This is a genomic window from Prochlorococcus sp. MIT 1323 (assembly GCF_047304905.1).
Classification (GTDB): Bacteria; Cyanobacteriota; Cyanobacteriia; order PCC-6307; family Cyanobiaceae; genus Prochlorococcus; species Prochlorococcus marinus_D.
This window is the reverse complement of sequence record NZ_CP138973.1, coordinates 1,634,250-1,654,269: the sequence shown is the minus strand read 5'-3', so window position 1 is coordinate 1,654,269 and position 20,020 is coordinate 1,634,250. Positions and strand designations below refer to the sequence as shown.

Here is a 20,020-nt window from a genome sequence, read left to right as displayed (position 1 = left end):
TGATTGACATCAGATGGTTGACAACATTGCATCAACGTTTGCTGCTGTGTAACTTGCTTGGGCCATTGCTATACGAGCGACTTCAGCAAATGCAGAACCTGAGTTGATGTCATCATTACCAGCATCTGCCCATGTTGCTTGAATCACCATTTCACTGGTATCGGTATCGTACCAAGTAGTAGTAATGGCTTCGTTACTTGCAAAGTTGGCGACGGTTAAGTCACCTGTTCCTTTGGCAGCAGCAAATGTGGATGCGGCAGTAGACAGGAACAAGATATCTACGACAGCGCCACCAGCACCGCCGTTGGTCAGGTTCTCTGTTCCGTTAGCTGCACTGGCTAAAATATCCAGAGCACCGGCAGCAACGACGCCGACGTCAGCTCCGTTTCCATCAGAGAGACTGAAAGCATTCAAACCAGCAGAAACAGTAAAACCAGCAGCTGTTAAGGCAGTTCGGTCTGCAGTAGCTGAGTATCCAGTAACTGTATCAACGTTGGTGGAACCAGCCTCACTCCATTGGAGCGTATCAACACCTGTATTGGCAGTAATGGAGTCATTACCCGCACGTGCCCTAACGGTGTCAGTGCCGATCCCGGTCAAAATGGTGTCGTCACCACTACCCCCGTCGATTGCGTCATTTCCGTCATCACCAGAAATGTAAAGACCAACGGTGGCAGTGGTAGCAGCGGAGAAGTTCAGAGTGTCGTTGCCAGCACCACCGAAGGCAGTCGATGTTGCCCAGCTCGTAATGACACCACCAGCGTTGACGGTGTCATTACCACCGTTGCCATTGATGACAGAAGCGCCAACTGCTCCGGTAACACTCAGGTTGTCATTGCCGAGACTTCCTTTCAGTCCAGCATTGGAAAGACCGCCAAGTGCGCGTAGCTGATCTCCACCGGCACCACCATAAACTTGAGCAGCACCGATATTGGCAGTAGCTGTGAAGGTGTCATCGCCCTTGTTGCCATTTAAAACCCCACCATTAAGAGTGGCAACGTTCAAGGTGTCATTGCCGGCGCCGCCGTAGACGGTTGATGACGTGCCGTTGGTGATCGCGATCGTATCGTTTCCAGCGTTTCCGTTGAAGTAGCTGGTATTGAATGAAGTGGTGTTTGTGTTGCCGACGGTGTCGTTACCAGCCCCACCTTTGACTGTGTAGTCAGAGACTAGAGCTTTGTAATTAGTGAAATTAACAGCATCGTTAGCCTCTTGAGCGCCAACAAATATGTTGCTGTCTAGGTTTTGGATGATTGTTGAGTCAACCCCGGACGTTCCAACGATGGAGGTGGCGTCGTTGGCGCCGGAGCCCTGAACGGTTGTGAAAGCCAAGGATCCTCTGAGAGAAAAGGTTACGTGGAGATTATACAGCGTTTACAAAACGCCGCAATATCAAGCTCAAATTATATCAATTTGCATTGCTCTGCGTTCATTGAGTGGACAATCGAGCCTTTGTCCTTTGCGTAGTCTTTTTTACCAAACCTTCTGACTTTGACAAGCATTAGCCATGGCTTCAACAGTTGGAGCAACGATGAATTCCCGTCAGTAAACGCTGACAACCCCAAGGTTGGCACCAACGCTCAGGAATTGCTTGCTTTGATTTTAGGGAATTAAATTGCGTGATTTGATTGCTGTTAATCATTCATTTCAATCTGCAATGGACTTGGATTTAAGCTGGTCATCAACACCTTCTCGAGCTCAGATTTTTAGGTTTGCGAGATTTTTTGCAGTTGTTTGCTGCCCATTAATGAATTACCCAGGGATCGATCATGCCTTCTTGCGGCAATATTCAAATTGCGCTGCTTGGATTTAGTTGAAATTCCCTTTCTAGAATAATATTGTAAGGGCATGCCATTTCTTTATAGTAATGCATTAAGCTTTTTACTCATCTCGATAATTCATTCAATTTATGATATTTCCACAGTTTCCACCCGTTTTGATGGATGATTTAGGTTGATTGATTTCAGTAGTGTTGTTGATTCTAGTTTCCATTTAGGCGACGCATTCTCTCTTGATTTTGTTTCTTCAGTCATGTTCGCAACCTAAGCCCAAGGTGTTTTTGGGGATAGTCATTCTATCTGACCTTCATAGGTTCAAGACGTGTCGCTGAGCTGACTTTATGATTTTGATTCGGCACGAGTGAAGAAGGTTGTGCCTTGTAGGAAGCTCTTGAATATTATGGAATTCAAGTTTTGATTGGTTGCTAAAAGGCCCTTTGCTTGGCTCAATCTGGGTCCCTTCCTGTTAAGTAAACAACTGTTGCGTCTTCTGTCCCGAGGGAGCATGCACCGATCCTGTGCATCAAATGTGTATCAAGGATACGGATGGCTTTTATGTCAATGACTCTATGGATGAATGAACGTTCCCCATCCTGATAGCTCAGTAGGCCTCCGCTGATGAAATAGATGCCTGGCCAAAAGCCCCCTCTAAATCTAAACTCTGTCCTCCAATGGCTGTCCTGCTCTATCGTTGTGTTTTGACTTTCTACCCGCAAGCCCGCATCTTTTGGATGGCATTGCCCACTTATACGTTGCCCATCGTATCCAGATAGGTTGCATGCCATGGCTACATTTTGCAGGGCTGTTTGAGCCTCGTATTCAAAATGAATACTAAAATCAATACCAAATTCAAAGTGATTCACTTGATCATTTTTGGATGTGCTTCCTTTCTTTAAGGTTACCCATACGTCTACGATCTTTCCTCCCTTGCTTTGATAAATATCTGTCGTTTTAGGGACTAGCTTCTGGTCCATCCAGGCTTTTCTGTTTGATTGCTCTTGGTTTTGCGCGCTTTTAGATGTGCAAGTGTTTCTCCTCTCTTTGGCTTGATATTCTTCGAAGTATTCATCCCAGCCTTTGTCGCTTTCATTCATTAGCCGTTGGTAGGTCGTGGTGACTTTGGCTGGGGTGTTGAGCATGCGCATTCTCCCGCGGTGTAGCAGCAGTGCCTGATCGCAGTGTTGAATGATTTGCGGACAGCTATGCGTAACTAGAAGTACAGCAGTACCTTGTTCTTTTAACTGATTCAGGTGTGCATAGCATTTTTTTTGGAATAGCTCATCGCCAACTGCCAGCGCTTCATCCACGACGAGTAAATCTGGATTGATGTGTGCTTGCACAGCAAAAGCCAGTCGAACAGCCATACCGCTTGAGTAGGTCTTCACTGGTTGGTCAACAAAGTCGCCGATATCAGCAAAGCTCAGGATTGCATCGAGTTGGCTCTCGATTTCAGTTTGGCTTAATCCAAGCAATGAAGCGTTCAGATAGACATTGTCTAACCCGCTGAATTCTGGGTTGAATCCACTTCCAAGCTCAAGGAGTGCTCCGATTCGTCCTTTTGTTTCCACTTTGCCGTTAGTGGGAAGTAGTGTCCCGCACAGCAGTTGTAGAAGTGTGCTTTTCCCTGAGCCGTTGCGTCCTACTACCCCGAGTGTTTGTCCTCGCGCCAGCTTAAAGCTCACATCCTTTAGAGCCCAGAACTCCCGATAGCGTAATTTTGGCTTTCCGAATCGATCGCGACCCCAGATTGCTTGGATCAGTCGATCACGTGGATGGTCGTAGATGCGATAGCACTTACTGAGCCCGTTAGCTCGAATTGCGATATTGTCGTTCATCGGTAGATGCTTAGTTACTGAACTTGAGTTAGAGAACATCTGCAAATCCTCTGCGTGCTCTTTGGAAGCCGCGAAATGCTAATTCGCATAGAACCAGACTGATGAAGCTTCCACAAAACAGATAATCTAGTGACGGTGGAAGCCCTGCTATACTAACCCTTCTGGACTGCTCAATGACTACGACTAGTGGGTTCAGTCTGAGCAATGGCTGCCAGCGTTCCGGTAACGCACTTAGTGGATAAAAGACCGCGCTAAGAAACATCATCAAGTTGGTCACTACTCCTACAACTTGTCCTAGATCTCGTAGGTAGACTCCGAGGGAAGATAATGTCCAGCTTAGTGCTAGGCACCCATAGATTAATGGAGTCCAAACCAAAGGTAGCCAAACAATTGTGATGGGAATCTGTCCTTGACTAAGTATTTCAAAGGCGCCAAGTACTAGCAGGCTGGTTGCCCCATGGAAGATGGCTGCTGCTACTGTAATGGCTGGTAAGATTTCCAAGGGAAAAATTACTTTTGTGGCGAGATTAGCGTTGCTGAGAATAATGCTTGGAGATGCGTTAGTTGTTTCTGCAAAAACATTGAAAACGATTAATCCCGCGAATAGATTGATTGCAAATAGCCATGGACCGCTTGCTTCCAGGTCTCCCCAGCGCGCTTGAAACACCTGAGAAAAGACAAACGTGTAAACAGCCAGCATGAGTAGGGGCGTAATCAGTGACCATCCCCATCCGAGTACTGACCCCCTGTAACGTCCCTCGACTTCACGTTTGCTTAGTTTCCAAATAAGTTCCCGATGGCGCCATAAAGCACCAGGCCATTGAAGAGAAGGGAAGAGTGCCCTCCGCATCAGGGATCAGCGGACAGTGTTTCACCTAAAAACTCTAGGATTTCTCTGTCTTTAAGGTTTTGGGCCTGTCCTGATATCGAGCCGTTGAGGTTAGGGTCGCTGGAGAGGCTCTTCAGGAGGATCTGCATGTTGCTGATCTGGCCTTCCAGGGCATCAATGCGTTCCATCAGGTTGCGTATGACATCAGCCTCTGCATCTGGTAGTGCTGAGTGGGCTAAAGGATTGATTCGTACACCGCTTTGATGCACGACGCGTCCTGGGATGCCCACCACGGTGCTGTCTGCTTCGACGTCTCGTACAACGACTGAGCCGGCTCCGATTCTTGTGTTGGACCCCACGTGAATGGCTCCTAGAACTTTGGCGCCCGCTCCTACAACCACATTTTCGGCCAGGGTGGGATGGCGCTTGCCTTCGGCTTTTCCTGTTCCTCCCAGGGTTACCCCTTGATAGAGCAGACATTTATTGCTGATTTCAGTTGTTTCGCCGATGACGACTCCCATGCCGTGATCAATAAAGACCCCGTGACCAATCTGGGCGCCTGGGTGTATTTCAATGCCAGTGAGACTTCTGGTGATCTGGCTGAGTAAGCGTGGAAGTAAAGGCAATCCGGAGCGCCAAAGCCTGTGGCTAATTCGATGCAGGGTTAAGGCCTGAAAGCCTGGATAGCAGAGCAGGATCTCCAGCAAGCCACGTGCGGCTGGATCACGCTCTTTAATAATTGCCAGATCGGCCAGGATGGCTTTGAGCATTTGTCAAGGTTAATGATGTCTTTGACTTAGCCGGCCAGCAGGCCAATCTCTTTGCGCAGTTGTTCGATTGTGTTGGTGCTGAGATAGCTGTCGGCGCAGTGAAGTTGCGGCATGCGTATCAGTTGGGAACGGTTTTGGCGCAGGCTTTGTTCGACGAGGGGCAAGCTGGGGCGGTCGCAGAGTACGTGGCTGGCTGCTCTGAGCAGGGCTAGTAGGCGGCTGCCTACATCCGGTGTAGCTGTCATGAGCAGGAGTTCATTGCCGCGCATGCTGTGCAGGATGACTTCGGCAGCTCGTAGGATCCCTGGGCTGATGCTGACCAGCCCCACGCAGCTGCCCGGGCGTAACTCCTTCAGCATGGCGAGCTCTTGGCGGAAGTCATTGAGGTCTACTGCGACGGCCCTAACTCCGTGGCGTTTAGCTAGCTCTTCCAGCGGTTGCAGGAAATAGCGACTGGTCACCACGGTTCCGTTGCTTGAGCTTTCAAGAATGCTTTCCAGCTCCTCCATCGGCACCACCTCAACTGGAACATCAAGGTGAGGCTCTAGCTCTTCTGCAATCAGCATGGAGGCGCCAATATCCTCTCTCGGCGTGCTTACCAGTACTCTCGCCCCGCAGCGTAGTCGCCAGTCAATTTCGCGGGTTAGCAGTTCTCTAGTCTGCTGCAGAGTGCAACCAGCATTGAGCAGACCATCGACGCATTTGCGCACTTCCTGGTCAAGGTCGGGTGTGCCTCGATTGCGAATATGGGGAGGTGCTTTGATTTCGCGCGGCTTTTGCTGGTCGCGTACGTAGATCCCTGAACCTGCCATTGCTTCCACCACACCATCGGTCTCTAGCTGTCGATAGACCTTGCTGATCGTGTTGCGATGCAGGCCAGTTTGCATGGCTAACTGCCGAGTGCTGGGCAGTCTGTGGCCAGGTGGGTAATGACGTGCGGCGATTGCGAAACAAATCTGGTTGTAAAGCTGGCTCGAAGCCGGAATGTCGCTTTCCTGCTGAATATGGAATCGCACGCCGGTAGGCCAGGTTGCAATGCGGCCACCTTAAAGAGCAGGAGGCCCTCATGACAATCATGCGTGTGTCCTGTGATGCTGTGACAGTTGACTGTGGCCTTGGCACGGCTGAGCTCCTTGAGAATTCGTATACAGGGCAAGCCTTGCTGGTGCTCTCACTGCGAAGGTTTTGCCTCACTGCATGCTGAGGCGCAAGATCTCTTTGGTGCGGCCGATGTTCTACCTGGTGAGATGTGCAGGCGGGCTATCCAGGTTTCTGCCGGAAACAGCAGGTTTTTGAAAAGTGGTTGAGCAAGAGGTAATTCAGAGGGGTCGACCCCTCTGAATTGATGGACCCGAACACACTGAGTTGCTCTTGCTCCTCTGAAGGGCTAGCAGGTGGTTGATTCCTATGAAGGTAGGTAGTTATTGATCTTTGTTGAGCTGTGTTTTGGCAACAGCACTGGCTCGAGGTGGGGCTGTGATGGTGCGAACCGCACGCGTAGGCATTTGGTTTTCTTTATCTGTTTTGATCAGCGGTGTTTTGCGTGGTGTCAGGAACATGATCATGTTCCGACCTTCACGCTTAGGAGCTTGCTGAATTTCTGCTTGTTCTTCTAGGTCTTTTGCCATGCGTCGTAGCAGCGTTTCAGCAAGGGCAGTGTGCTGAATTTCCCGACCCCGGAAGATAACGGTGCACTTGACTTTGTCACCAGCTTTGAGAAATCGCACGGCTTGGCCGATGCGCACGTTGTAGTCGTGCTGATCGATTTTGTAGCGCATTTTGACTTCTTTGACTTCGGTCTGATGCGACTTCTTCTTGGCTTCCTTGGCTTTCTTCTCCTGCTCAAACTTGAATTTGCCGTAATCCATGATTCGGCAAACCGGTGGATCCGCTTTCTCGCTGACTAGAACAAGATCCAGTTCTCGATCTTTTGCTACATCAAGGGCTTCTTCCCTGTTGATCACCCCGAGCTGAGTTCCGTCTGCGTCAACGACCCGCAACTTGGGATAATTGATACGGTCATTAATGTTGGGGAGCTCCCGGACGGGGGCGCGACGGTCAAAACGAGGACGTGGTGGCATTCAGTGAGATAAGGGAAAAGAGCAGACGACAAAAGGAGTTCAAAGCAATTGTCTGCTTTCTCACTCTAGACCTGCCTGGATCAGAGAGAGCGCTTCGCTCAGTAGTTCCTCACCGTTCAGCCAATGGGGGGCATGTTGACGACGAAACCAGGTGCGCTGACGTTTAGCGAATTGCCTTGTGCGAAGCGTCGTCAGTGCCCTGGCCTGCTCTATGTTCAGTTGCCCTTGGAGGATCTGTAGAGCTTCTCGATAGCCAATCGTTTGCAGTAGAGGAAGATCGGAGCTGTAGCGCGAACAAAGCCTTTCGGTTTCTTCAATCAGGCCATTGACATAAAGCTGGGCGGTACGGAGCGCGATGCGTTCTCTTAGGTCAGCAGGGTCGAGTCCTAGTTCCAGCACACGCCAGGCTGGGGGGATAGAGCCTTGTTGGGCACTCATCGGTTGGCCAGTGGCGTAGAGCACTTCAAGTGCTCGTTGCGTTCGGAATGCGTCGGCTGTTGAAATTCGTTTTGCCGCTGTGGGGTCTGCTTGGCGTAGAAGCGGGTGACAAATGTCCTGGCCTAGCTTTTGGAGTTGTTGGCGCAATTCTGGTTGCGGTGCCACGGCAGGTGGCCTCAAGCCTTTTATCAGTGATTTCAAATAGAGGCCACTCCCTCCAACGAGCAACGCCATCCCCGATTGCGCGATCGATTGAGTCACGGCAGCCATCGCAATGCTCTGGAATTCCTGCAGGGTGATCGGATGATCTGGAGCACGCAGGTCCAGCAGCTGATGGGGTGCCTGTCTCTGTTGATCTGGCGTGGGCTTGGCAGTGCCCACACTCATCTCGCGGTATAGCTGGCGCGAGTCGACATTCAATACATCAAGTTTTAGTTGCTTGGCCAGTGAGATTCCCAGGCCGGTTTTGCCGCTGGCAGTCGGGCCCAGCACAACTACCACAAGAGGTAGATCAGTAGGTTTATTCAATTCGTTGGATTCGCTGCCGTCGGCCATGGGTATAAGCGATTGCCCTTGTTAGGAATGACGTCTCAGAGAGTTATACAAGAGTCTCAGATCTGTAAGCGTTCTATTCAGCTTTCATTAGGCATAACTTAAGCGGTGCAAGTAAACAGTGCAAAATTTTGTTTTAGCTGATTGCTCGATGTGAGTTAGATGCACGATGCTCTGTATTTGTAGAGGTACAAGAAGACTCGCCTTGTATCGGCTCAGACCCATTACCTGTTTTTGATCAACAAGCCTTGCCCTGTTGGTAGTTCGAGGATTTTGAGGTTCATGTCTGCTGCTATTGGATCCAGTACACGCTTTTGGGCTGAATAGCCCCACCACCCATAATCATCAAAGATGATGCATCCTCCTGGGCTTAGCTTTGGTAAAACTTTTTTGAGTGCTTCTTCTTCTGGATGAGGATGGTTCATATCAATGTGCGCAAAAGCGATCGTTTCGGGGAAGCCCTCCACAAACGAATTAGGGACAGGGCCTCGAATGACGGTCACCCAAGGTTGGTCGGCAAAGCGTTCGACTACATTTTCGTACATTCTCGGTTCGTCATGGCCTGGCATGTGAGTATGTTCGTCACCTTCTTTCCATTCAAATAGATCATAAAGCCAATACTTTTTCCCTGTATTTTTGAAGTCAATTTTCTCTGTTACTCGTTTTGCTGTTGTGCCTTTGTGGCAGCCAAGCTCGATATAATCGCCCTCAATATTTTGGCAGAGTTCTGCAAAGTATAGCAAAATGTATAGGCGCCAAATGCAGCTTTTTTCGATGTGATCAGATTCTTCGCCGCTCAGTAGTTGCAAGAAATAATTTTCTCTGGTGAATGAAAGATTTTTGTTCCATGTGATTAGATTGTCTGCACAAAACATAGGGAGTCCGCCCGTACTTTCTCTCAAAAGCTGTATGGCCTTTAGGTATTTTTCTTTGTCTCTGATATTGAAGTTCGTGCCAAATAGCTGTTTAGGTTCGATACCTCGTTGGCGAGCATCGCTGTTCATGGTTGTTTTGCGCGTATTTCTTCGGGGATATTGTCTGGGAATGGTGCAGGCTCATCCTTGGGTTTTTCGACTGTAGTCGTAGGAATTTCATCGGAGGCCTTGCCAAGGATTTTATCAGCGCCGTCGGGTTGCAACGTGATTGGAGCAGGAAGCAAAGCTTTTAGATCGTTGATTAGCTTTTGTTGAGCAGCTAGAAGCAGTGATTTGCGGTTCTCCAGGCGAGCTAGCTCGTTCTGTGCTTCAGCGAGTAAGCCAAAAAGTTGCTTGCCTTCAGGGGAGAGTTGGCTGCTGTCGTAGCTAGCGCCATTAAGAATGAAGCCTGGGGGTGATTCCGTGTCTTCTGGAGGCGATGTGATTGGAGCAGGAAGCAATGGTTTTAGATCGTTGATCAGTTTTTGCTGAGCAGTTATAAAAAGCGATTTGCGGTTCTCCAGGCGACCTAGTTCATTTTGGGCTTCTGTGAATAATCCAAAAAGTTGCTTGCCTTCAGGGGAGAGCTGGCTGCTGTCGTAGTTAGCGCCATTGAGAATGAATCCCTGGCCTGATTCGGTAACCATGCTGGAAGCTTTGGAGGCAGTGCGCCATATTCTGCCCAGATGACTTTTGCCTGTCGTCACTGTGACTCGCCGCTTGAGCACCATGCCCTTGATCTGGGTCATCAACCTCCCAGCAATGCCTATCTAGCGGTTGATCAGCTTGAGAAGCCAGAGCTCACTTATCCCCTGAAGGTGTTCCTTTGTGAGAACTGCGGGTTGGTGCAATTGCCAGCTCACGCTGCGGCCAATGAGCTCTTCAAGGCTGATTACGCCTACTTCTCCAGCACATCGACCAGTTGGTGTGACCACGCCGAGCGTTTTGTGCGGTTAGCGGCGAAGCGCTTGGGATTGGGTCAACATAGCCATGTTGTGGAGCTGGCTTCCAATGATGGCTATCTGCTCCAATTCATCAAAAAACGAGGGATATCCTGTTTAGGCATTGAGCCAACCAAGGCCACGGCCGAGGCGGCTCGTCTGAAGGGGATCCCCACGCTGGAGCGTTTTTTTGGGCTTGATCTGGCTCAGGAGCTGCAATCGGCCGACCTCGTTGTGGCGAACAATGTTTTGGCCCATGTGCCCGATATCAATGATTTTCTTGCTGGGATTGCCTGCCTGTTGAAAGCTGATGGTCTGGCTTCGATCGAGTGTCCACACCTTTTGCGCTTGCTGAAGGGCAACCAGTTCGACACCATCTACCACGAGCACTACAGCTACTTGAGTTTGCAGGTGGTGGATCGGATTGCGGCCAAGGTTGGCCTGAAGGTTGTAGATGTGGAGGAGCTTCCGACCCACGGGGGTAGTTTGCGGATTTGGCTTGCGCCTGAGGCGTCAACGGCACTAGCTACGGGAGCAGTTGCCTCGGTATTGGCGGCTGAGCAAGCGGCTGGTTTAGAAACCTTGGCGGCTTGGAGCAATTTTCAGCACCGTGCTGAAACGGCAAAAAACCAGTTGCTGCGATTTCTTATCGATCAGCAGGAATCTCAAACCATTGTTTATGGCTATGGAGCGGCTGCAAAGGGCAACACTTTGCTCAATTACGCCGGCGTTCGCTCCGATCTTCTGCCGGCTGTTGCCGATCGTGCTGTGAGCAAACAAGGAAAGTTTCTCCCCGGTAGTCATATCCCAGTGATCAGCCCGGAGGAGTTGGCTGCTCGCAATCCTCAGGCGCTGTTGGTATTGCCATGGAATCTCATTCATGAGGTTTCGGCACAATGGAAAGGCTGTCAGCTCGTTACAGCGATTCCGCAGTTGACCCTTTTCGGCTGAATTTTTCCTGTCTTGATGTCGTCTTCTCAATCCAGGATCGCTATCCACCCGTCAGCACGGGTCTCCGATCTCGCAGATCTGGAACTTTCGCAACGAGGTTCATGCTTGGTGGTTGGGGCTGAATCACAGATCGATAGCTTCGTGAAAATCAAACCTGCTGGAGGCTTGGGAGATGTCGTTATCGGCGATCGTTGCTATCTGAATTCCGGTTGTGTTTTGTATTCAGGCAACGGCATCACGATTGGCAATGACGTTCTGATCGCTGCCAATTGCACGTTGGCTCCTGTTAACCATGCCTTTCGTGATCGCAGCCGCTTGATTCTTGATCAGGGCTTTGAGCCCTCGCGTGGGGGGATTGTTATTGAAGATGATGTTTGGATTGGCGCCAATTGTGTGCTCCTTGATGGTGCCGTTTTGCGCCAAGGCTGCGTGGTTGGCGCGGGTTCTCTTGTTCGCGGAGAATTGCCCCCTTTCAGCATTTGTTGCGGCTCCCCAGCAGTCCCCATTGACTCACGCCAATGAGGGAGCCTCTACCGATCACCGTGCTGGGCGCTGAGGGTTGGATTGGTGCAGCTTTGGTTGCTGATCTGAAAAGGTGCCAGCGCCCTGTTGTTGCTATCGGTCGCTTGCAGTTGCAGGATTGGTTGGCGGATTGTCAGGCCCAGGGGCCTGTGATCTATGCCATTGGCCTGACTGCTGATTTCCGCCTGCGCCCATATGACACGGTGCAAGCGCATGTGTCGCTGCTGTCCCAGGTCCTTCAGCGCGAGGGCATCAAGCAGTTGTTGTATCTCTCTTCGACCAGGGTCTATGCACGCAGCGCTTCCACTCACGAAGACTCACCCTTGGTTTGCCTGAGCTCAGATTCATCGGATCTGTATAACCTTTCAAAATTGCTGGGAGAGGCATTGGTGTTGCATGATCAACGCATTGGCTGTCGGGTTGTCCGGTTGAGCAATGTTGTTGGCCCTGGGCAGCCTTCCAGCACCTTTATTGGATCGTTGTTGCGAGATGCACGCTCGGGTTCATTGGTCACGATTCAGCAATCGGCAGGCGCGGCAAAGGATTACGTCGCTCTGGCTGATGTGCTACGTCTTTTGCCCTTGATTGCGGAGGCCGGCCGGCATCGCCTTTATAACCTCGGTGGTGGTTGTGATACATCTCATGCGCAAGTTGCTGCTTGGTTGCGGGCGCAGGGTTCCGAGGTGGAATTCGCTCTTCCGCCTGCTGAGGGGTTGGCCTTCCCAAAACTTGAAATTGATCGCTTATGTAGCGAATTTGGCTCTGTTAGTGAACCTTTCCGGCAAAATCTGCTGATGGATGACTCACTTCTTCGATGACAGCGCGATTTGAGTACGACGAGGCTGCATCTGTTGTCCGATGCAATGGACGTGAGATTAATCTGGGTGATCCTGAAGCCTTTGAGCTGATCAGCCGAGCCTGGCTGCGTAGTGGTTGGGATACTAAATATGTCTATGGCTTCTCCTGGCAGGGCCGTCCGATCATTCAGTTGCCTGAGGATTTGATCCGCATCCAGGAGTTGATCTACGACCTTCAGCCTGATTTGATTGTTGAAACCGGCGTTGCCCATGGCGGCTCTTTGATTTTTTATGCCGGCTTATGTGCGGCGATGGGTAAAGGTCGCGTAGTCGGTATTGACATTGAAATTCGCTCACATAACCGCAAAGCGATCGAGTCGCATCGACTCAGCCCGATGATCACCTTGTTGGAAGGCAGCTCGACCGATCCTGACGTGGTGCAGCAAGTGCAGGGCCGTATCGGATCTGCAGAGTCGGTTTTGGTTTTGCTGGATAGCAATCACAGCCAGGCCCATGTTGCAGCAGAGCTTGAGGCCTATGCCCCGCTGGTTAGTGCTGGAAGTTACATCGTTGCTTGTGATGGCATCATGCAGCAGGTTGCAGGTGCGCCTCGCAGCGCAGCTGACTGGGAGACGAACAATCCAATCAGCGCTGTCAATCAGTTTTTATCTGCGCATCAGGAGTTCGAAGCACATGAACCCAATTGGCCCTTCAACGAGGGCGTAGTCCGCCAGCGGGTGACCTATTGGCCTCAGGCTTACTTGCGTCGCAAAGCTTGAGTCACGATCAACCTTGAACGAGGGTCGCGACCGTCTTCAGGCTTCGCTTGCGTTGATCTCATATTGATCATGGGGATTGTCACTCGCCTGAGGCTGACCCATCGCTGCCGCTGATTCTGCGCTGTGCCAGAAAAGCAATATTGCAGCGCTCCCTTAGCTGCACGAGCCCTAGCGATAAGCGCTTGAAACAGCTTCTAGGTTGTTTGCAAATTGGCAGCGACTTTGAAATGTGCTCAGTTTTCAGGCAGGGGTTGTTTCGTATTGATGGTTTATTGCTAGTTGTTGATCACTACTTGTGCTGCCCTGTCTGTCTCATAGGCAGTTGGGGCTGAGATCACACCCTCCGAACCTGATTTGGCCATCTTCGCCTCAGACAAGAGAATGAATCTGATTTAAGCCGAATGTCGACTTCTGTAAAACTCCTTTTGTTGATGCTGTTGTGTGTGCTTCCTGGCTTGAATCCTGTCAGGATAAGTGCAGCCGAGCCAGTGAAAAAATTTAGTTAGCTCTGAAGCAACACACGATCTGACGAACTTTTTGCCATGAACTTTGTCAAGTATTTCGATGAAAACTGAGGTTCGCTCCACTCCTATCAGTGGTTTGGTTGAGCTGCTGGGTCATCCTTTCTCTGACCATCGAGGCGCATTCTTAAATTGTTTTCGGCGTCAAGAGATTGGCTTTGCTTCGGAATGGGGTGATCGCCCAATTTCACAAGTCAACGTCAGTCGCACCGATGCTGTTGGCACGGTAAGAGGTCTGCATCTACAGGCAGCTCCCCATGGCGAGGCGAAAATTGTTCGATGTTTAAGAGGCCGTGTTTGGGATGTGGCAGTTGATCTGCGCTCAGGATCACCTACCTATGGTCTTTCTTACGCGGTTGAATTGTCTCAGGTTGCTGCGAATGCTTTGTTAATTCCCGAGGGCTGCGCGCATGGCTTCCAGGCCTTGGATTCAGAAAGTGAGTTGCTTTATTTGCATTCAGGTGCTTGGGTCTCACATGCTGAAACAGGGGTTCGTTTTGATGATCCTAAGCTGTCCATAAGTTGGCCACTTCCACCACTAAATCTCAGTCAATCCGATTTGGAGCTTCCCCTGCTTGGCGACTACTTATGATGGAGATTGTTGAACACTTAGTCAGGATTGCCCGCTTTCAAGATTGCTAAAGCTTAGAACATAATCCCAAATAGTTTGCTCTTGGCTACGTTAAAATCAGAAGAAAATGATGCTGATCATGCAGCTCTTGGCCGTTGTGTCTTTGCTAGACTCGACATCTAAGGCTAGATTTTAAGCAGCTTTTTGGCCTATTCAGATTGCGAGTTTGATTGTGATGTGTAATCTTGAATGTCTTCCAGGCAGCATTCGTATGGGGCATAACCGTTATTTGCTTTTTTATACCAATTCACCGTTTTTTCCACTGTTGTGCTGAATGACCATTTCGGTTGCCAGTTGAGTCTGTGATAGGCCTTGTCGATTTGTAGGTGTAGGCGATGGGCTTCATGTGGCTCATTTGCTGATGAAAGATCAATGTAGGTCCCTGGCCAATGTTTTAGTATTTGCTCGATAAGTCTTAAAACTGATAAATTCGACTCTATCTTTGGACCAAAATTAAAGGCTTCGCATAGAGAATTATGGCTAATATCTTTTTTGCTTTCATTCAGTAGTGCTTCTGCTAGTTGCATGTATCCACTGAGTGGTTCGAGTACATGCTGCCAAGGGCGAGTGGCCTGTGGATTTCTGATGCAAATGGGTCGATCAGTTGTTAGGGCTCTAATGGCATCAGGAATGATTCGATCTTCTGACCAGTCACCCCCTCCTATGACATTGCCTGCTCTGGCTGTGGCTATCTCAAGATGTTCTGTCTGGTGGTCTTCCTTGCCACAAAAACTCGCGCGCCAACTGCTGATCGCTAATTCAGCCGCCGCTTTGCTCGCACTGTATGGATCAACTCCTCCAAGCCTGTCACATTCGCGGTAGCCGAAGTCCCAGTCCTTATTTTCATAGACTTTGTCGGTAGTTATCATCACGACTGCACATTTGTTGTCTGATAGTTTCAATGCTTCCAATACGTTTAGGCAACCCTGAACATTGATCGCCCATGTGCTTAAGGGCTGTTCGTAACTGCGACGCACCAGTGGCTGAGCAGCTAGATGAAAGACGACATCTGGCCTGCAAGCTTTTACTATTTCCGCCACTTTTTCGGCATTGCGGATGTCGGCAATGTGGTGATTCTCAATTCGTTTGATCAAATCTAATTGAGTGTATAAGTTGGGACTGGTATCCGGTTCAATGCTAATTCCTGTTACTCTGGCCCCCAATTTGCTGAGCCAAAGTGATAGCCAGCTGCCTTTAAAGCCGGTGTGCCCTGTCACTAATACCTGCTTTTCAGCCCAGAAATTGTTGTTAAGTAAAGAAGCTTTCATTGACCCCATACCTTCCAGGGAGCTTCTCCTGATTGCCATAGCTCTTCAAGTTTATTGCGTTCACGAAGTGTATCCATAGGCTGCCAAAAACCATGATGAAAATAAGCATCGAGTTGTCCCATATCTGCCAATGTTGCGAGTGGCTTTTTTTCCCAGCTGCAATTGTCGCCATCAATCAATTCGATCACTGATGTTTCTAGAACGAAGTAGCCGCCGTTGACCCAGCCCCCGTCTCCGTCGGGTTTTTCTTGAAAGCTTTTGATTTCATTGCCAACCAGCTCTAATGATCCGTACCTGCCTGGTGGCTGAACAGCAGTGAGAGTTGCTTGTCGATTATTTTTTTTATGAAATTGCACTAATGCTGTGATGTTGATATCGCCCACACCATCACCGTAGGTAAAGCAGAAGCTGCCATCCAGGTATTCCGCGACTCTTGCAAGGCGACCACCTGTAAGCGTGTCGTCACCTGTATCGACCAGTGTGATTTTCCATGGCTCAGTATTTTGTTTATGGATCTCCATATGGTTGCTATCCATATGAAAGGTCACATCGCTGTTGTGTAAAAAATAGTTGGCAAAATATTCCTTAATGATATATCCCTTGTATCCACAGCAGATTACGAATTCATTGATGCCATGGTGGCTGTAAGTCTTGAGGATATGCCAGAGAATCGGTTTTCCCCCGATCTGTACCATTGGTTTGGGTTTTAGGTGGGTTTCCTCGGATAGGCGTGTTCCGAGTCCTCCGGCGAGGATGACAGCTTTCACAGCAGAAGAACAATTCAATTGATTATTGGTCATCGCTCTCTACTCATAGGAACCACTCTTAGTGAATGAGGCTTGGCTGGCGATGCAGTCCTGCCAAGTTTTTCTGTTGTCAGCCCTTTGCCAGTGCCCTGAGCTGATCCATGACCACGTCTCCAGCTTTGAGGAAGTGAACAGTTTGGGGGATTCTCACTTTGTATTTGTACTGGACAAAGTTGTAGCGCATCTTGACCTCTTTAATTTCGCTCTGAAGCGACTTTCTCTTTGTTTCTTTGCCTGTTCAAATTTGCATTTGCCGTAATCTATGATTCTGCAAAGGGGCGGATCAGCCTTCTCGCTCACTAGAACAAGAACGAGTTCACGATCTTTTGTTGTTTGCGGTTGGTCTAAGCAGCATGACCATCCATGGCTTGGCTGCTGCTTTGGAAGTCTGGAGTAGTGGCATACCAGCGTCACGATGGGTTTCCCTTTGAAGGGAATGGTTTCTCAGAAGGCCCCTGCAAGCTTCTTGCGCCAGTGGTAAAATCAGCTTGCCAGGACGAGGTTTCTCGCCGATGAGGCCTCCTAGAACAACCCTTTCTGGCTGCGGATTTATTGAATGAGCGAAGACTCCAAGGTCCAGGCTGCCTATGGCGCCGAACAAATTCAGGTGCTGGAAGGGCTGGAGCCCGTTAGGAAGCGTCCAGGGATGTACATCGGCTCCACTGGGCCAAGGGGGTTGCATCACCTTGTCTTTGAGGTTGTCGATAACTCTGTTGATGAGGCGTTGGCCGGGCACTGTGATGAGATTCTCGTGGTGCTTGGCCCAGATGGTTCCGCATCAATAGCTGACAACGGCCGTGGTATTCCCACCGACGTTCATTCTCGGACAGGCAAGAGTGCCTTGGAAACGGTGCTCACCGTTCTGCATGCTGGCGGTAAGTTCGGCAGTGGCGGTTACAAGGTCTCTGGCGGCTTGCATGGAGTCGGTGTTTCTGTCGTTAATGCCCTCAGTGAATGGGTGGAAGTGACGGTTCGCCGTCAAGGACAGGTTCATCGTCAGCGCTTTGAACGTGGGGCCGCGATCGGCAGTCTTCGTTCCGAAGCCCAGCCTGCTTCAGAGAAGGGGCGCACTGGTACGAGCGTTTGTTTTAAGCCGGACGAAGAGATCTTTACTGGTGGCATTGTTTTCGATTACGCCACCCTGTCGGCTCGTTTGCGTGAACTGGCTTATCTCAATGGTGGGGTGCGGATTGTTTTCCGCGATGAGCGTCAGCCTGTTTTAGATGCTGAAGGGGCTCCTTATGAGGAGGTCTATTTTTATGAGGGGGGCATCAAAGAATATGTCACCTATATGAATGCGGAAAAGGATGCTCTTCATCCCGAAATTATTTATGTGAATTCTGAAAAGGATAATGTGCAGGTTGAAGCAGCACTGCAATGGTGTGTTGATGCTTATTCAGACAGCATTCTCGGATTTGCTAATAATATTCGCACTGTAGATGGGGGTACTCATATTGAGGGGCTGAAGACAGTCCTTACGCGCACGCTCAATACGTTTGCCCGTAAGCGTGGCAAACGCAAGGAAGCAGATTCTAATCTGGCTGGAGAAAATATTCGTGAAGGACTTACGGTTGTTCTTTCCGTAAAGGTGCCCGATCCGGAATTCGAAGGGCAGACAAAAACCAAGTTGGGCAATACCGAAGTCCGCGGCATTGTCGACAGCTTGGTTGGGGAGGCATTAAGTCAGTACTTGGAATTTAATCCTGCGGTGATTGATCTCATTCTTGAGAAGGCCATCCAGGCATTCAATGCAGCTGAAGCTGCACGTCGTGCTCGAGAATTAGTGCGCCGCAAAAGTGTACTTGAGAGTTCTACGTTGCCAGGAAAACTGGCTGATTGCAGTTCTAGGGACCCCTCGGAATCAGAGATTTACATCGTGGAGGGCGACTCGGCTGGTGGCTCTGCAAAGCAGGGCCGAGACCGTCGCTTTCAAGCAATTCTTCCCTTGCGCGGTAAGATTCTAAATATTGAGAAAACAGATGATGCTAAAATATATAAAAATACGGAGATTCAGGCGCTGATTACTGCGCTTGGATTAGGTATCAAAGGAGAAGAATTTGATTCAAAAAATCTTAGATATCACCGTGTGGTGATCATGACTGATGCTGATGTTGACGGTGCTCATATTCGTACGCTAATACTTACATTTTTCTACCGCTACCAGAAAGAATTAGTGGAAGGTGGTTATATCTATATTGCTTGCCCTCCTCTTTATAAGGTTGAGCGAGGTAAGAACCATACTTATTGCTACAACGAGGCTGATTTACAGACCACACTCTCAGGTTTCCCCGAGAAGGCCAACTACACCATTCAGCGCTTTAAGGGTCTCGGCGAAATGATGCCAAAGCAGTTGTGGGAGACCACCATGGACCCTTCTACTCGGATGATGAAGCGGGTGGAGGTTCAGGATGCATTAGAGGCTGATCGTATCTTCACAATTTTGATGGGCGACAAGGTTGCTCCCCGCCGGGAGTTCATTGAAACCCACAGCGCTGAGCTCGATATGGCAGCGCTAGATATCTGATGGGTGTTGTGCTCCGTTGGGGGTGGGTCCTAGGGGTGGCCTTGCTAGCTCCTGCAGCCTTGCCGGCTGGTGGGGGTGAGCGTCGCCAGCCAGAAATTCGTCGTTCTGATAGCTCAGGACCTTTGTTTGCTGGTACAAGCTGTGAATTGCGAGTGAGTCCTCTGGCTGTGGCTCCAAGCTTGCAAAGACTGGCCGTTGGCACCCCATTGAATGTGCTCCGTCGTTGGCATGGTGAAGATGGTAAAGACTGGCTGCAAGTAAAGATCGCCTCGGGGAGCGGCGAGTGCTTTGCCGGTGTTGTTAGACGTGGCTGGCTGAATGTCTGATCTGGCGTTGCCTGGATGGCAGGCTTCACTGGTAGCCATAGGTGCTGTGCCAGGAGCTTGGTTGCGTCTCAGAGTGGTGAACCACCTCGAGCCGATGGTGCCGAGGAAGCACTGGGCCACATTTTCAGTGAACATTGTGGCGGCCTTTGCCCTTGGGCTTGTCTTGGCTTTGCACAAGAAATGCGGCGTTGCCATTGGTCCATCGCCGTTAATTTTGCTGATTGGTGTGGGCTTCTTCGGTTCTCTCAGCACCTTTTCGACTTTTGCTGTAGAGCTACTCAATACCTTGCGAGAGCATCGCTGGAGTGAGGCCCTTGTGCTTGCTGTGGGTTCGATCTTGGCAGGTCTCTTGGCTGCAGCTGCAGGTGTTGGGTTGGCTGATGGCTAAAACGACGCAACCCTTGCGCAATCAATTGAATGAGATCTCGCTGGTGGCTCTTGGGGCTGTGCCGGGGGCCTTGCTCCGCTGGCAGGTTCAGAACGACTTGCTGGTGAATGTGATTGGCGCTGCTATTTTGGGGTTTGTGGTTGGTTTGCCGTTCCGTTCAAGTCGTCAGTTACTGCTGGGGGTGGGTTTTTGTGGCTCTCTCACCACTTTCAGTAGCTGGATGGTGGAATGCAGCATCCTGATCTCCCAGGGAGCTTGGTTGTCAGCGCTGGGATTGATTGGTCTAACCCTTGGCTTAGGTCTTGGTGTTGCAGCCCTTGGTTTTTTGATTGGTCGGCAGTTCAGGCCTTGAGCGACTAGCTCCTCCAC

The 20,020-nt window shown here is 50.0% G+C and carries 20 protein-coding genes and 1 pseudogene; 9 read left to right on the top strand and 12 right to left on the bottom strand.

Annotated elements, in window-relative coordinates:
- Window positions 1–9 precede the first annotated feature (9 nt).
- The 9 genes from SIB68_RS08130 to SIB68_RS08090 form a co-directional block, all read right to left on the bottom strand.
- Window positions 10–1,332, bottom strand: a complete 1,323-nt coding sequence (locus tag SIB68_RS08130) for a beta strand repeat-containing protein (RefSeq protein WP_063399234.1) — start codon at window positions 1,330–1,332, stop codon at window positions 10–12.
- An 892-nt stretch (window positions 1,333–2,224) separates the two neighbouring features.
- Entirely contained in the window at window positions 2,225–3,613 is a 1,389-nt protein-coding gene (locus tag SIB68_RS08125; protein ID WP_413681823.1) for an ABC transporter ATP-binding protein, read from the bottom strand.
- Window positions 3,614–3,641: 28 nt separating this feature from the next.
- Window positions 3,642–4,463 (bottom strand): ABC transporter permease, encoded by an 822-nt coding sequence (locus SIB68_RS08120; protein WP_063399231.1) that lies wholly within the window; start codon window positions 4,461–4,463, stop codon window positions 3,642–3,644.
- Window positions 4,463–5,212 carry a serine O-acetyltransferase gene (gene cysE, locus SIB68_RS08115; protein WP_063399230.1) on the bottom strand — a complete coding sequence of 250 codons (750 nt, stop codon included), beginning with the start codon at window positions 5,210–5,212 and terminating at the stop codon, window positions 4,463–4,465. Before cysE ends, SIB68_RS08120 begins: the two co-directional genes overlap by 1 nt.
- Window positions 5,213–5,238: 26 nt before the next feature.
- The gene (locus SIB68_RS08110; RefSeq protein ID WP_063399229.1) at window positions 5,239–6,228 is read right to left on the bottom strand and encodes a GntR family transcriptional regulator; all 990 of its coding nucleotides are present in this window, start codon (window positions 6,226–6,228) and stop codon (window positions 5,239–5,241) included.
- A gap of 405 nt (window positions 6,229–6,633) precedes the next feature.
- A complete protein-coding gene (gene infC, locus SIB68_RS08105) occupies window positions 6,634–7,293 on the bottom strand; it encodes a translation initiation factor IF-3 (protein ID WP_063399228.1) in 660 nt (219 codons plus the stop codon).
- 60 nt (window positions 7,294–7,353) lie between these two features.
- Complete coding sequence (gene miaA, locus SIB68_RS08100; protein ID WP_063399227.1) at window positions 7,354–8,286, bottom strand: tRNA (adenosine(37)-N6)-dimethylallyltransferase MiaA; 933 nt, start codon at window positions 8,284–8,286, stop codon at window positions 7,354–7,356.
- Window positions 8,287–8,507: 221 nt separating this feature from the next.
- The gene (locus SIB68_RS08095; RefSeq protein ID WP_063399226.1) at window positions 8,508–9,287 is read right to left on the bottom strand and encodes a class I SAM-dependent methyltransferase; all 780 of its coding nucleotides are present in this window, start codon (window positions 9,285–9,287) and stop codon (window positions 8,508–8,510) included.
- Window positions 9,284–9,844 carry a hypothetical protein gene (locus SIB68_RS08090; protein WP_063399225.1) on the bottom strand — a complete coding sequence of 187 codons (561 nt, stop codon included), beginning with the start codon at window positions 9,842–9,844 and terminating at the stop codon, window positions 9,284–9,286. Before SIB68_RS08090 ends, SIB68_RS08095 begins: the two co-directional genes overlap by 4 nt.
- 39 nt (window positions 9,845–9,883) lie before the next feature.
- Here SIB68_RS08090 and SIB68_RS08085 point away from each other — a divergent pair, with 39 nt between their 5' ends.
- From SIB68_RS08085 to SIB68_RS08065, 5 genes are all read left to right on the top strand, one after another.
- Window positions 9,884–11,089: a class I SAM-dependent methyltransferase gene (locus tag SIB68_RS08085; protein ID WP_063399224.1), complete on the top strand. Its 1,206-nt coding sequence runs from the start codon at window positions 9,884–9,886 to the stop codon at window positions 11,087–11,089.
- A 15-nt stretch (window positions 11,090–11,104) separates the two neighbouring features.
- Window positions 11,105–11,611 (top strand): acyltransferase, encoded by a 507-nt coding sequence (locus tag SIB68_RS08080; protein WP_063399223.1) that lies wholly within the window; start codon window positions 11,105–11,107, stop codon window positions 11,609–11,611.
- Window positions 11,608–12,429, top strand: coding sequence for an NAD-dependent epimerase/dehydratase family protein (locus SIB68_RS08075; protein WP_063399222.1), 822 nt, complete (start codon window positions 11,608–11,610; stop codon window positions 12,427–12,429). The genes SIB68_RS08080 and SIB68_RS08075 overlap by 4 nt, the downstream gene beginning before the upstream one ends.
- Entirely contained in the window at window positions 12,426–13,187 is a 762-nt protein-coding gene (locus SIB68_RS08070) for a cephalosporin hydroxylase family protein (RefSeq protein ID WP_063399221.1), read from the top strand. The genes SIB68_RS08075 and SIB68_RS08070 overlap by 4 nt, the downstream gene beginning before the upstream one ends.
- 564 nt (window positions 13,188–13,751) lie before the next feature.
- Window positions 13,752–14,300, top strand: a complete 549-nt coding sequence (locus tag SIB68_RS08065) for a dTDP-4-dehydrorhamnose 3,5-epimerase family protein (protein WP_063399220.1) — start codon at window positions 13,752–13,754, stop codon at window positions 14,298–14,300.
- Between the two features lie 188 nt (window positions 14,301–14,488).
- Here SIB68_RS08065 and rfbG read toward each other — a convergent pair whose 3' ends face one another.
- The 3 genes and pseudogenes from rfbG to infC (SIB68_RS08050) form a co-directional block, all read right to left on the bottom strand.
- Window positions 14,489–15,607: a CDP-glucose 4,6-dehydratase gene (gene rfbG / locus SIB68_RS08060; protein ID WP_063399219.1), complete on the bottom strand. Its 1,119-nt coding sequence runs from the start codon at window positions 15,605–15,607 to the stop codon at window positions 14,489–14,491.
- A complete protein-coding gene (gene rfbF / locus SIB68_RS08055; protein ID WP_063399257.1) occupies window positions 15,604–16,374 on the bottom strand; it encodes a glucose-1-phosphate cytidylyltransferase in 771 nt (256 codons plus the stop codon). Before rfbF ends, rfbG begins: the two co-directional genes overlap by 4 nt.
- 142 nt (window positions 16,375–16,516) lie before the next feature.
- Window positions 16,517–16,740 (bottom strand): annotated as a pseudogene (gene infC, locus SIB68_RS08050) (translation initiation factor IF-3); the annotation flags it as partial.
- Between the two features lie 229 nt (window positions 16,741–16,969).
- Between infC (SIB68_RS08050) and gyrB the strand changes: the two are divergent.
- From gyrB to SIB68_RS08030, 4 genes are read left to right on the top strand one after another with little or no spacing between them, the layout of a single operon-like run.
- Window positions 16,970–18,937 (top strand): DNA topoisomerase (ATP-hydrolyzing) subunit B, encoded by a 1,968-nt coding sequence (gyrB, locus tag SIB68_RS08045; protein WP_063399217.1) that lies wholly within the window; start codon window positions 16,970–16,972, stop codon window positions 18,935–18,937.
- Window positions 18,937–19,263: a hypothetical protein gene (locus SIB68_RS08040; RefSeq protein WP_063399216.1), complete on the top strand. Its 327-nt coding sequence runs from the start codon at window positions 18,937–18,939 to the stop codon at window positions 19,261–19,263. The genes gyrB and SIB68_RS08040 overlap by 1 nt, the downstream gene beginning before the upstream one ends.
- The gene (locus SIB68_RS08035; protein WP_063399215.1) at window positions 19,256–19,651 is read left to right on the top strand and encodes a FluC/FEX family fluoride channel; all 396 of its coding nucleotides are present in this window, start codon (window positions 19,256–19,258) and stop codon (window positions 19,649–19,651) included. Before SIB68_RS08040 ends, SIB68_RS08035 begins: the two co-directional genes overlap by 8 nt.
- The gene (locus SIB68_RS08030; protein ID WP_063399214.1) at window positions 19,644–20,003 is read left to right on the top strand and encodes a fluoride efflux transporter FluC; all 360 of its coding nucleotides are present in this window, start codon (window positions 19,644–19,646) and stop codon (window positions 20,001–20,003) included. The genes SIB68_RS08035 and SIB68_RS08030 overlap by 8 nt, the downstream gene beginning before the upstream one ends.
- Window positions 20,004–20,020 lie beyond the last annotated feature (17 nt).